The 12,071-nt window shown below is 72.1% G+C and carries 11 protein-coding genes and 1 rRNA gene; 2 read left to right on the top strand and 10 right to left on the bottom strand.

What is annotated here, in order from left to right; translation table 11 throughout:
• Window positions 1-23 precede the first annotated feature (23 nt).
• The 4 genes from recN to ACWCPI_RS31935 all read right to left on the bottom strand — a co-directional run bounded on the left by recN (window position 24) and on the right by ACWCPI_RS31935 (window position 4,094).
• Window positions 24-1,742 carry a DNA repair protein RecN gene (gene recN, locus ACWCPI_RS31950; RefSeq protein ID WP_451041553.1) on the bottom strand — a complete coding sequence of 573 codons (1,719 nt, stop codon included), beginning with the start codon at window positions 1,740-1,742 and terminating at the stop codon, window positions 24-26.
• 232 nt (window positions 1,743-1,974) lie between these two features.
• Window positions 1,975-2,880, bottom strand: a complete 906-nt coding sequence (locus ACWCPI_RS31945) for an NAD kinase (protein ID WP_451041434.1) — start codon at window positions 2,878-2,880, stop codon at window positions 1,975-1,977.
• The gene (locus tag ACWCPI_RS31940) at window positions 2,877-3,692 is read right to left on the bottom strand and encodes a TlyA family RNA methyltransferase (RefSeq protein ID WP_451041433.1); all 816 of its coding nucleotides are present in this window, start codon (window positions 3,690-3,692) and stop codon (window positions 2,877-2,879) included. Before ACWCPI_RS31940 ends, ACWCPI_RS31945 begins: the two co-directional genes overlap by 4 nt.
• 54 nt (window positions 3,693-3,746) lie before the next feature.
• Entirely contained in the window at window positions 3,747-4,094 is a 348-nt protein-coding gene (locus ACWCPI_RS31935) for a hypothetical protein (protein WP_451041432.1), read from the bottom strand.
• 42 nt (window positions 4,095-4,136) lie between these two features.
• Here ACWCPI_RS31935 and ACWCPI_RS31930 point away from each other — a divergent pair, with 42 nt between their 5' ends.
• Window positions 4,137-4,484 (top strand): sterol-binding protein, encoded by a 348-nt coding sequence (locus ACWCPI_RS31930; protein WP_451041431.1) that lies wholly within the window; start codon window positions 4,137-4,139, stop codon window positions 4,482-4,484.
• Here ACWCPI_RS31930 and ACWCPI_RS31925 read toward each other — a convergent pair.
• From ACWCPI_RS31925 to ACWCPI_RS31910, 4 genes are all read right to left on the bottom strand, one after another.
• Window positions 4,468-5,355 (bottom strand): ABC transporter ATP-binding protein, encoded by an 888-nt coding sequence (locus ACWCPI_RS31925; protein ID WP_451041430.1) that lies wholly within the window; start codon window positions 5,353-5,355, stop codon window positions 4,468-4,470. The two genes, ACWCPI_RS31930 and ACWCPI_RS31925, sit on opposite strands and share 17 nt — an antisense overlap.
• Complete coding sequence (locus ACWCPI_RS31920) at window positions 5,352-6,398, bottom strand: FecCD family ABC transporter permease (protein ID WP_451041552.1); 1,047 nt, start codon at window positions 6,396-6,398, stop codon at window positions 5,352-5,354. Before ACWCPI_RS31920 ends, ACWCPI_RS31925 begins: the two co-directional genes overlap by 4 nt.
• A 116-nt stretch (window positions 6,399-6,514) precedes the next feature.
• Window positions 6,515-7,558 carry a FecCD family ABC transporter permease gene (locus ACWCPI_RS31915; RefSeq protein ID WP_451041429.1) on the bottom strand — a complete coding sequence of 348 codons (1,044 nt, stop codon included), beginning with the start codon at window positions 7,556-7,558 and terminating at the stop codon, window positions 6,515-6,517.
• Between the two features lie 97 nt (window positions 7,559-7,655).
• On the bottom strand, window positions 7,656-8,684 hold the full coding sequence (locus ACWCPI_RS31910) for an HAD hydrolase-like protein (protein ID WP_451041428.1): 1,029 nt from the start codon (window positions 8,682-8,684) through the stop codon (window positions 7,656-7,658).
• Window positions 8,685-8,755: 71 nt separating this feature from the next.
• Between ACWCPI_RS31910 and ACWCPI_RS31905 the strand changes: the two genes are divergently transcribed.
• Complete coding sequence (locus tag ACWCPI_RS31905) at window positions 8,756-10,048, top strand: DUF1015 domain-containing protein (RefSeq protein WP_451041427.1); 1,293 nt, start codon at window positions 8,756-8,758, stop codon at window positions 10,046-10,048.
• Between the two features lie 55 nt (window positions 10,049-10,103).
• Here the strand turns inward: ACWCPI_RS31905 and ACWCPI_RS31900 are convergent, their stop codons facing one another.
• Window positions 10,104-10,862 (bottom strand): hypothetical protein, encoded by a 759-nt coding sequence (locus ACWCPI_RS31900; RefSeq protein WP_451041551.1) that lies wholly within the window; start codon window positions 10,860-10,862, stop codon window positions 10,104-10,106.
• A gap of 1,116 nt (window positions 10,863-11,978) precedes the next feature.
• Window positions 11,979-12,071 (bottom strand): 5S ribosomal RNA (rrf, locus tag ACWCPI_RS31895); the annotation flags it as partial.

The raw sequence follows: 12,071 nt of genomic DNA, 5'->3' as shown, positions 1-12,071 counted from the left end.
ACGACCGGCCCCCGGCCGGCCCCCTACGCGTCCGCCCGAGCCGCCTCCAGCAACTCCTCCGCATGGGCCCGCGCGGTCTCGGAGTCCTCCTGGCCGGCGAGCATCCGGGACAGCTCCCGGATCCGCTCCTCGCCCTCCAGGACCTTCACACCGGACCGGGTGACCGACCCGTCGTTGGTCTTCTCGACCAGCAACTGCCGGTCCGCGAAAGCGGCGACCTGCGGCAGGTGGGTCACGACCACGACCTGCGCGCTCTTCGCCAGCCGGGCCAGCCGCCGCCCGATCTCCACCGCCGCCTTGCCGCCGACGCCGGCGTCGACCTCGTCGAAGAGGTACGTCGGCACGGGATCGGTCCCGGCGAACACGACCTCGACGGCGAGCATCACGCGCGAGAGCTCACCGCCGGACGCTCCCTTGGCGATCGGCCGGGGCGGCGCTCCGGGGTGCGGCGCGAGCAGCAGCTCGACCTCGTCCACGCCGGAAGGACCGTAGGCGACCGTCCGCCCGCCGACCTCCACGCCCTGAGGGTCCTCGGTCTGCCGGATGTCGAAGGACACGCGCGCGTGCGGCATGGCGAGCGAGGCCAGCTCCGCCGTCACGGCGGCGGCGAACCGCTCTGCGGCCTCCGCCCGCGCGTCGGTCAGCGCCTGCGCCAGCCCGCCCAACTCGGCACGCAGCGCGTCCCGCTCGGCGGTCAGCTCCTCGATCCGCTCGTCGTCGCCGTCCAGCTCGGTCAGCCGCGCGGCGCTCTCCTCGGCCCAGGAGAGCACGGCGGTGACGTTCTCGCCGTACTTGCGCGTGAGTGCGGTCAGCGCGGCCCGCCGTTCCTCGACGGCCGTGAGCCGCAAGGGGTCGGCGTCCAGATCGTCGGCGTACCCCGCCAACTCTCCTGCGACGTCGCCCAGCAGGATCCCGATCTCCCCGATCCGGTCGGCCAGGGCGGCCAGCGCCGGGTCGTGCGAGCGCACGGCCTCCAGGGCCCGCTGCGCGCCCGCGACGAGCGTCGCCGCGTCGATGCCCTCGGGGTCCTCCGGGTTGCCGGCGAGGGCGGCGTGAGCGGCCGTGGCGGCCGACGACAGTGCCTCGGCGTGCCCGAGCCGCTCCGCCTCCTCCGCGAGCTCCACGTCCTCCCCGGCCCGCGGCTCGACACCGGCGATCTCCTCCAGCCCGAACCGCAGCATGTCGGCTTCCTGGGCCCGCTCACGCGCGCGCGTGACGATCTCGTCGAGTTCGGCGGAGACGGCCCGCAGCCGCCGGTACGCCTCGGTGTACTTGGCCAGCGGCACGGTGACGGAGTCCCCCGCGTACCGGTCGAGGGCCTGGCGTTGCCGGGACAGCTTCAGCAGGCCCTGCTGGTCGGTCTGCCCGTGCACGGCCACCAGGTCGTCGGCGAGTTCGGCGAGCAGTCCGACCGGCACGCTGCGCCCGCCGAGATGCGCCCGGGAGCGCCCCTCGGCGGAAACGGTACGGCTGATCAGCAGCGCGCCGTCGTCCAGCTCGGCCCCCGCCTCCTCGGCCCGCACCACGGCGGACGCGTCCGCGGCGACGGTGATCCGCCCCTCCACGACCGCGCTCTTCGCCCCGATCCGCACGAGCGCCGGGTCCGCCCGCCCGCCGAGCAGCAGGCCCAGGCTGGTGACCACCATGGTCTTGCCCGCACCCGTCTCACCCGTGACGGCGGTGAATCCGGGCGACAGCTCGACAACCGCGTCGTCGATGACTCCGAGCGACCGTATCCGCATCTCCTCCAACACGGACACGACCTTACGAGGTCAGGAGCCGGGAGTGCGACGCCCCCCGGTCCCAGTCGGGTGAAGCTCCTGGTGACGAATACGGATCGGCTTCACATGTCACCCAGGCGAGTGCAACGTTCTCAGGGGCCGAGGGGTGATGCCAAGGTCCCGCACAGCACCCACGGCGCCCGGCACACGCTCCCGCCGGACCGGGCACCGCTCAGGGCCTTGGAGACACCCGCTAGTGCGGCGCCCCGCGCCACCCGGAGACGGGCAACGCGAACTTCGCCACCAACCGATCCGTGAAGGAGGCGTGGTGCAACCGGGCCAGCCGCACGGGCACGGCTCCCCGCCGCACCTCGACCCGCGCCCCCGGCGGCAGCTCCACCGTCCGCCGTCCGTCGCACCACAGCACGCCCGGCGGAATGTGCGGCAGCACCTCCACCGCGAGCACCGAGTCCGGCGAGGTCACCAGCGGCTTCGCGAACAGGGCGTGCGCGCTGATCGGCACCATCAGCAACGCCTCCACCTCGGGCCACACCACCGGCCCGCCCGCGGAGAAGGCGTAGGCGGTGGACCCGGTCGGCGTGGACAGCACGATCCCGTCGCAGCCGAACCCCGTCACCGGCCGCCCGTCGATCTCCAGCACGACTTCGAGCAGCTTCTCGGCGCCGGCCTTCTGCACGGCCGCCTCGTTCAGCGCCCAGTCGGTGTGCACGATGTCGCCGTTGCGGTGCACGACGACGTCGACGGTCATCCGCTCCTCGACCTCGTAGGCCTTGGACACCACGCGGTCGACAACCTTGTCGAGATCGTCCCGCTCGGCCTCCGCGAGGAACCCGACCCGCCCGAGGTTGACCCCGAGCATCGGCACCCCGGACGCCCGCGCGAACTCGGCGCCCCGCAGCAGCGTCCCGTCACCGCCCAGCACGATGAGCAGCTCGCACCCGTCGAGGCATTGCGGAGTCGCCTCCTTGACCAGCTGCACCTCGTCCGGCAGCGGCAGGTCCTCGGCCTCCGCCTGCAGGACACGCACGCCGATCCCCGACCGCAGCAGTCCCTTGACCACCAGCTCGGCGCTGCGAATGGCCGCGGGCCGCCCGGTGTGGGCGAGCAGGAAAACAGTACGAGCTCGGTCCTGTGTCAACGCGGCCCCTCCGCCACTGCACGGTCAACGTCGGCCGGGTCCAGGGCGGGCGCCCCGGCACGCAGCCACAGAAAATACTCGACATTCCCGGAGGGACCGGGCAACGGACTGGCCGTGACCCCCTTCACCCCGAGCCCGAGCTCCCACGCCCTCTCGGCCACGCCGCGCACGGCCTCGGCCCGCAACTGGGCGCTGCGGACCACTCCACCGCTGCCCAGACGTTCCTTCCCCACCTCGAACTGCGGCTTGACCATCATCACCAGGTCGGCGTCCGGCTTCACACACCGCACAAGGGCGGGCAGCACCAGTCCGAGCGGGATGAAGGACAGATCCCCCACGACAAGATCCACTGGTTCCCCATCGATCGCTTCGAGCGTCAACTCGCGTACGTTCGTACGGTCCTTGACGGTGACGCGTTCATCGCTGCGGAGAGTCCAGGCGAGTTGCCCGTACCCGACGTCGACGGCGACCACGTGCGCGGCCCCCGACCGCAGCAGGACGTCGGTGAAACCCCCGGTGGACGCCCCGGCGTCCAGCGCCCGGCGCCCTTCCACCACCAGCCCCCGGGGTACGAAGGCCGCCAGCGCGCCCGCGAGCTTGTGGCCGCCCCGCGACACGTACATGGGATCGCTGTCGTCGGACGCCACCACGATCGCCGCCGCGGTCTCCACCTGCGTGGCCGGCTTGGTCGCGACGGTCTTGCCGACGGAGACCCGCCCGGCGGCGATCAGCTGGCTGGCGTGCTCACGCGAGCGCGCGAGCTTCCGGCGGACCAGCTCCGCGTCGAGACGACGGCGTGCGACTCCTGCCACTTTCGGTTCAGCTCCTGTTCCCGTACGGCATCGATGGGTGCGACCCGAAGGGTCTCACGGTGGGGTGGTGGCCGGGTGGCGGGCGGGCGCCGGTGGTCCCGGGCGGGCGTCGAGTGCTGTGAGCGCGTCACGCAGCCCCCGGTGTACATCCTCGTACACCTCGACATGCCCGTCGGTGGCCAGGTGGTCGGCATCACCCAGCCTCTCCAGCTGGGCGTCGACGACGGCGTTGCCGGTGGGCGTGCGGGGGACGTTCAGCGGGGCGGGGGCGGCGGGGTCGTACTCGGGTTCCACCGCGTCGACCGTCTCCACCCCGTCGGCCGCATCGGCCGCGGGCCCGGCCGCCGCTTCGGCCTCGGCCGCCGCCTGCGGGATCTCCGTCTCCGGAACCGTGTCGCTCATGCCCAGACGCTACCCCGAACCGCTGGGGTACCGTCGATCGCGATGGCCACGATCGAGGAGTGCCGCGCCGCACTCGAAAAGCTCTCGGAGAACATGCAGCACGCCGAAGGGGACGTCGGGGCGGCCGCGGCCCTGGACCGCTCGGTGAGCTGCCACATCACGGACCTGGACGTCACGTTCGCCGGCCGCATGTCGGGCGGCCGGATCCACGTCCACGACACGCTCCAGGGCCCGCCCCGCGAGAAGGCCCAGATCAGGCTCGGCATGACCGGCGACGACCTGGTGGCCCTGGTCGCCGGTGAGCTGCACTTCGCCAGGGCCTGGGGTGCGGGCCGGGTGAAGCTGCACGCGGGCGTACGCGACCTGCTGGCCCTCAGGAAGCTTCTGTAGCCGCGACCTTCTCGACCTCTCTGCGGGCCTGCCGCGCCGCCGGCACCACCAGCGGCGTGCCCGTCTCCGGGTCGTCGATCACCTGGCACCGCAGCCCGAAGACCTCTTCGACCAGCTCGGCCGTGACGATGTCGTCGGGCGCGCCCTCGGCGATGACGGTGCCGCCGCGCAGGGCGATGAGGTGGGTGGCGTACCGGGCGGCGTGGTTGAGGTCGTGCAGCACGGCGACCAGCGTGCGGCCCTGCTGCTCGTGCAGCTCGGCACACAGGTCGAGGACGTCGATCTGGTGCTGGATGTCGAGGTAGGTCGTCGGCTCGTCGAGCAGCAGCAGCGGGGTCTGCTGGGCGAGCGCCATCGCGATCCACACCCGCTGGCGCTGACCGCCCGACAGTTCGTCGACATAGCGATCCGCGAGCTCCGCGACCCCGGTCTGCTCCATCGACTCCTGGACGACCCGCTCGTCCTCGGTCGACCACTGCCGCAGGATCCCCTGGTGCGGGTACCGGCCGCGGCCGACGAGATCGGCGACCGTGATCCCGTCCGGTGCGATGGAGGACTGCGGCAGCAGACCCAGGGTGCGGGCGACCTTCTTCGCCGGCATCGACTGGATGACCTGCCCGTCCAGCAGAACCCGCCCCTGACTGGGCTTGAGCATCCGCGACAGCGCCCGCAGCAGCGTGGACTTGCCGCACGCGTTCGGACCGACGATCACCGTGAAGGAGTTGTCGGGTATCTCCACCGACAACTGCTCGGCGATGACCCGCTGGTCGTAGGCGAGGGTGACGTTGTCGGCGGACAGGCGGTTCACAGTGCTCCTTCGATGGTTCAGCCCGGTCTTCGGCCCGCTGTTCGTGCGGCTGCCGGCGCTCATATGCGGCCCGCCCTGCGCTCGGTGACCAGCAACCAGAGCAGATAGACACCGCCGAGTACGCCCGTGACCACGCCGACGGGCAACTGGTCGGCGCCGAAGACCCGCTGGGAGATCCAGTCGGCGGTGACGAGGAGGGCGGCGCCCATGCACAGCGAGGGCAGCAGGTTGGGGCCGGGTGAGCGGGTCAGGCGACGGGCGAGCTGCGGCGCGGTCAGCGCCACGAAGCTGACGGGGCCGGCGGCGGCGGTGGCGGCCGCGGTGAGCAGCACGGCGGCCAGCATCAGCAGCAGCCGTGTGCGCTCGACGCGCACGCCGAGGGCGTACGAGATGTCGTCGCCCATCTCCATCATCCGCAGCCCGCGCGCGTTGCCGAGGACGAGCGGTACGAGGACGGCGCACAGGGCGAGCAGCGGCCAGACCTGGGCCCAGTCCCGGCCACTGAGGGACCCGGTCATCCACACCACCGCGCGGGCCGCGTCGACCAGGTCGGCCTTGGTCAGCAGATAGCCGTTGACCGCCGTCATGATCGCGGACATGCCGATGCCGACCAGGACCAGCCGATAGCCGTGCACGCCTCGCTTCCAGGCGAGCAGATAGATGGCGAACCCGGTGGCGAGTCCGCCCACGAGTGCTCCGGTGGTGACCTGGGTGGCGTTGCCGGAGAACACCACGATCACCACGAGCGCCCCGGCCGTGGCTCCCTGCCCGAGGCCGAGGATGTCGGGGCTGCCCAGCGGGTTGCGGGACAGCGCCTGGAACAGCGCGCCGCCCAGGCCGAGGGAGGCACCGACCAGGAGCCCGACGAGCACACGCGGCAGCCGCAGCTCGTTGACGATGAACTCCTGTCCCGCGTTGCCGTCGCCGGCCAGCGTCCTGAGTACGTCGCCCGCCGGGATCGGGAAGTCGCCGGTGCCGATCAGCACGACACTCGCGCCGAGCGCGGCGACGAGCAGCAGGACGACGGCGATCAGGGCCCGGACGTCCAGCCGGACGGACAACCCGCCCGGGGTCCGTACGGCACGACCGCGCCGGGCGGCCTTCACCACGGTCCCGGCCTCACCCTTCCGCCGGCTCTTCACATCGGCTTTCACGTCGGCCTTCACGTCGCTCCGCGCCCCGTTCTCCGCCTCGTTCTCCGCCTCGCTCCTGCGTACGGTCCTCACAGTTGGGCCGTCCTCCGCCGTCGTACGAGAAAGATGAAGACCGGGCCGCCGAGGATCGCGGTGACGATGCCGACCTGGAGCTCGGAAGGCCGGGCGACGAGCCGGCCGAGGACATCGGCACCGAGCAGCAGCACCGGCGACAGGACGGCCGCGTACGGCAGGATCCAGCGCAGGTCGGGCCCGGTGAAGGAACGCACGACGTGCGGCACCATGAGACCGACGAACACGATCGGCCCGCAGGCGGCGGTCGCGGCCCCGCACAGCACGGTCGCCGTGAGCATGGACAGCACCCGGGTCCGGTTCAGGTCGGCCCCGAGCGCCTTGGCCGTGTCGTCGCCCATCTCCATGGCGTTCAGCGGCCGGGCGAGGGCGAGCGCGAGGATCATGCCGACCCCGAGGAACGGCAGCACCTGCTCGATGGTCGCGTCCGTCGCCGAGGACAGCGACCCGACCGTCCAGAAGCGCATCTTGTTCAGCGCCGCGTTGTCCATGATCATCACGGCCTGGAGATAGCCGTAGAGGGCCGCGCTGATCGCCGTACCCGCGAGCGCGAGCCGTACCGGTGTGGCGCCCCGGCTGCCGCCGAGGAACCACACCATGGCGCCGACCGCGGCCGCGCCGAGGAAGGCGAACCAGACGTACCCGCTCAGGCTCGTGACACCGAAGTAGGTGATGGCGGTGACGACCGCGGCCGACGCGCCCGCGTTGATGCCGAGCAGTCCGGGATCGGCGAGCGGGTTCCGGGTGAGGGCCTGCAGCACGGACCCGGCGAGACCGAGGGCGGCCCCGGCCAGCAGCCCGAGGAGGGTACGCGAGATCCGGTCGTCGACCACCACGTCGCCGTACGTCCCCGAGGCGTCGAACAGTCCGTGCCAGACCTCCCCGATGGACAGCTGTTTCGCCCCGATCGCGATGCTCGCCAACGCGACGACCACCAGGATCAGGACAGAGACAAGCAGCCCAACGGCACGTACGAGCCGTCGGGTTGGGGGCGCGGACACGGACTCCGCGCGCTCTTCGGGGGGACTGTCGACCAACACGCAGTTAGGTTAGCCTACCCTGCCAATCCGGCACGATCCCGCTCCGCACCCGCCCCAAGGCGCAGGTCATCGCCTTGGCCGCGGGCACACGGACCGCTCACAACCCCAGCCGAGCCAGCGCCTTCCCGGTTTCCGACGCGCACACACCCTCACGGGCCGCGCTCCAGGCCGCCGCACACAACGCCCGCAGCCCGTCCAAGCTCTCCCCCTCACCGTCGAGTTCGAGCCGCTCGGCACCGGCGGTCGCCGTCCAGCCACCGCACCGGAACCCCTCCCCGTCCGCGACGACCTCCGGCTGCCCGGTGAGCAACCCGCGCAGATCGGCGTCGACATACGTCGGCCGGTGCTGCGGCGGCGCGGCCAGCAGCCGGGCACCGTCGGTCACGCCGGTCAGCACCAGAAGGGAGTCGACACCGCCGTTGAACGCCCCTTCGATGTCCGTGTCCAGCCGGTCGCCGACCACCAGCGGACGCTCGGCCCCGGTCCGCAGGATCGTCTCCCGGTGCATGGGAGGCAACGGCTTGCCCGCCACCTGCGGCTCGGCACCGGTGGCTATCCGCACCACCTCCACCGCCGCCCCGTTGCCCGGCGCGATCCCACGCCCGCTCGGAATCGTCAGATCGGTGTTGGAGGCGAACCACGGCACCCCGCGCGCCACGGCATAAGACGCCTCGGCGAACCGCCCCCACGGCAGCTCGGGCCCGCCGTACCCCTGGACGACCGCGGCCGGGTCGTCGTCCGCCGACTCCACCGGCTCCAGCCCGCGCTCCCGCAGCGCCACCCGCAGCCCCTCCCCGCCGATCACCAGGACCCGTGCCCCGGCCGGCACCTGCTCGCTGATCAGCCGCGCGACCGCCTGCGCCGAGGTGATGACGTCGTCCGCCCCCGTCGGTATCCCCAGCTCCGTCAGATGCCCGGCCACGACGTCCGGGGTCCGCAAGGCGTTGTTCGTGACGTACGCGAGATGCATCCCGCCCTCACGGGCGACCGCGAGCGACTCCACGGCATGAGCGATGGCGCTGCCGCCCGCGTACACCACACCGTCGAGGTCGAGCAGCGCCGTGTCGTACGCCTCGCTCAGGGCCCTGCCACTGCCCTCCGGCCTCGTCCTGACGCTCTGGCTCATTCGGCATCGCTCCTCGTTCGACGGCTTCACCCGATCATCCCCCATGCCACCGACACCCGTACGATGCCGGGATGAACACAGCAGGTCACCCGGAAGCAACGGCGCGCCGAGGCCTCGAACTCACCCCGTTCCGAGGGCTTCGCTACGACCCCGACCGGGTCGGCAGCCTGGCCGCCGTCACATCCCCTCCGTACGACGTCGTCGTCCGCCCCGACGGCCTGCACCATCTCCAGGACGCGGACCCGTACAACATCGTCCGCCTGATCCTCCCCCAGGCGGCCACGCCCAGCGCCCGCAACGAGCAGGCGGCCACCACCCTGCGCCGCTGGCTCTCCGAAGGCGTCCTGGCCGCCGACCCGGAGCCCTGCCTCTACGTCTACGAGCAGCGCGACGGCGACGGCATGCTGCAGCGCGGGGTCATCGGCGCCCTGCGCGTCTCGGAACCGTCGGAGGGCCTGGTCCTCCCGCACGAGGACGTCATGCCGCACGTGGTCGCCGACCGGGCCGCCCTGATGCGCGCCACGTCCGCGAACCTCGAACCACTGCTCCTCACATACCGCGGCGACGGCACGGCGGCCGACACGACCGCCGTCATCGAGCGCACGGTCGAGGCCCCTCCGCTCCTGGCCACGACCACCGAGGACGGCTTCAGCCACCGCCTGTGGTCGATCACCGACCCCACCGACCTGGCCCACATCCGGTCGGACCTGAGCCGCCGCCAGGCCCTGATCGCCGACGGCCACCACCGCTGGGCCACTTATCTGCGTCTACGCGCGGAGCACCCCTCGCCCGGCCCCTGGGACCACGGCCTGGTCCTCCTGGTCGACACGGCCCGCTACCCCCTCCGTGTCCGCGCGATCCACCGTCTCCTGCACGGCCTGCCGGTGCCGGAGGCCCTGGCCGCCCTCGACGGCCTGTTTCGCATACAGCGCCTCGAAGTCCCCCTGGGCAAGGCCCTGGAGACGCTGGCCGACGCGGCCTGCGCCGGCAACGCCTACCTCCTCGCCGGAGACGGCGCCTTCCACCTGATCGACCGCCCGGACCCGGCCCTCCTCGCCCGCACGGTCCCGGCCGGCCGTCCCGCCGCCTGGCGTACCCTGGACGCGACGGTCCTGCACTCCGCGCTCCTCGCCCACATCTGGCACATCCCCGAGGACGATCCCACGCGCATCGCCTACATCCACGACACGGCGGCCACCGTACGCAAGGCCGAACGCGACGGCGGTACGGCCGTCCTGATGCACCCGGTCCGCGAAGACGTCGTACGCGACCTCGCACGGCAAGGTGTCACCATGCCCCGCAAGTCGACCTCGTTCGGCCCCAAGCCGGCCTCCGGCCTGGTGCTGCGCACGCTGGACCTGTGAACGCAGAAGGGGCGGGACCCCTGCCCGGGATCCCGCCCCTCACCTGAAGCGTCGCTCAGTCCCTGTCACCCTCGGCCGGGCCGTCCTGAACCTCAGCGGCACCGTCACCGCTGCCCTTGTCCTCGCCCTCGTCCTCGGAGAGGGCGTCGACGAACTCGACACCGTCCAGCTCGGCGAGCCGGTCGGAGGCATCCGTGCTGCCGTCCTTGTCGGCCTCGACGGCCTTGGCGAACCACTCACGCGCCTCACCCTCACGCCCGGCGGCAAGCAGCGCGTCGGCGTAGGCGTATCGCAGCCGCGCGGTCCACGGCTGTACGGCGTTGGAGGCGAGCTCGGGGCTCTGCAGCGTCACGATGGCCGCGTCCAGCTGCCCAAGATCACGCCGGGCACCGGCCGCGACGAGCCGCATCTCGACCTGCCCGGCCTTGTCCAGCTTGTGCACCTCGGGCGCCCCGGCCATGTCCAGCGCCTTCTCCGGACGCCCGAGCCCGCGCTCGCAGTCGGCCATGACGGGCCACAGCTCGGTGTTGCCGGTCATCCGCCGAGCTGCCCTGAACTCGGCGAGCGCCTCCCCGTACTTCTGGTTCGCGTACGCCGCGAACCCGGCCGCCTCTCGCACGGCCGCGACACGCGACGCCAGCCGCAGCGCCACCTTGGAGTAGCCGTAAGCGCCCTCGGGGTCCTCGTCGATGAGCCGCGCGACCATCACCAGGTTCCTGGCGACGTCCTCCGCGAGCGTCTTGGGCAGGCTCTGCAGCTCCTGCCGTACGTCCTTGTCGATCTCGTCGCCCGTGACGTCCTCGGGGATCGGCAGCCGCTTGATCGGCTCGCGATCCCGGTCCCGCTCGTCACGGAACCGGCCACCACCGCGCCGGTCGTCCCGACGGTCGTCACGCCCACGGAACCCGCCGGGACGCCCACCTCGGTCATCGCGACGGGGCCCACGACCGCCACGGTCGTCCCGCCCCCGGAAGCCCCCGCGTTCGCCCCGGTTGTCGTCCCGCCGGAACCCGCCACGGTCGTCACGGCGGTCGTCACGGCGGTCATCGCGACGGAATCCACCGCGCCCGTCGTCACGACGCTCCCCACGGTCGTCGCGAGAGAACGACGGACGGTCGCCCTCGCGGCGGAACCCACGGTCGCGGTCGTCACGACGGAAGCCCCGCTCGCGGTCATCACCACGGAACCCACGGTCCCGGTCGTCACGGCGGAAGCCACCGCGGTCGCCGTCACGGCGCTCATCACTTCGGCGGTCGTCACGACGGTCATCACGCCGGCCGTAGCCGCCACCCCGGGTGTCGTCACGCCGGAAGCCACCACGCTCGTCACCACGACGATCGTCACGGCGGTCATCGCGGCGGTCATCGCGGCGGAAGGACGGACGGTCGCCCTCACGCCGGAAGCCACGGTCGCGATCGTCACGGCGCGGCCCACCGGAACGGTCGTCCCTGCGGAACGCCGGACGGGACCCACGATCGCCTTCACGTCGGTCGCCGCCCCGGTCGTCACGCCGGCCGTAGCCGCCACCCCGGTTGTCATCCCGCCGGAAGCCACCACGCTCGTCACCACGACGATCGTCACGGCGACCATCGCGGCGGTCGTCACGACGATCGTCACGGCGGTCATCGCGACGGAATCCACCACGGTCGCCACCACGACGATCGTCACCACGGCGGTCATCACCACGGCGGTCATCACGACGGCCGTAGCCACCGCGGTCGTTGTCGCGGCGGAAACCGCCTCGATCACCCCGGTCGCCGCGGTTGTCGCGGTCACCACTGTCCCGTCGCCGCTGGTCGCGCTCCGGTCGGTCGTCGGGAGAGTTGGTGGACATCGGTGGCTCCTGTCTTCGGTACCGCAAGCATTGTAAAAACGAAAGGACCCCTGGTCCCAGCTGAACGCTGGTGACCAGGGGTCCTTCCCAAAGATTGTTCGGCGGTGTCCTACTCTCCCACAGGGTCCCCCCTGCAGTACCATCGGCGCTGTAAGGCTTAGCTTCCGGGTTCGGAATGTAACCGGGCGT

It is taken from the genome of Streptomyces sp. NPDC001920 (assembly GCF_053594495.1).
This window is presented reverse-complemented; position numbering and strand designations above follow the sequence as displayed.

What these genes read in the sequence shown, in the direction of transcription:
- recN (WP_451041553.1), bottom strand. Translation starts at nt 1,742, where the DNA reads ATGCGGATACGGTCGCTCGGAGTCATCGACGACGCGGTTGTCGAGCTG.
- ACWCPI_RS31935 (WP_451041432.1), bottom strand. Translation starts at nt 4,094, where the DNA reads ATGAGCGACACGGTTCCGGAGACGGAGATCCCGCAGGCGGCGGCCGAG.
- ACWCPI_RS31930 (WP_451041431.1), top strand. Translation starts at nt 4,137, where the DNA reads ATGGCCACGATCGAGGAGTGCCGCGCCGCACTCGAAAAGCTCTCGGAG.
- ACWCPI_RS31925 (WP_451041430.1), bottom strand. Translation starts at nt 5,355, where the DNA reads ATGAGCGCCGGCAGCCGCACGAACAGCGGGCCGAAGACCGGGCTGAAC.
- ACWCPI_RS31910 (WP_451041428.1), bottom strand. Translation starts at nt 8,684, where the DNA reads ATGAGCCAGAGCGTCAGGACGAGGCCGGAGGGCAGTGGCAGGGCCCTG.
- ACWCPI_RS31905 (WP_451041427.1), top strand. Translation starts at nt 8,756, where the DNA reads ATGAACACAGCAGGTCACCCGGAAGCAACGGCGCGCCGAGGCCTCGAA.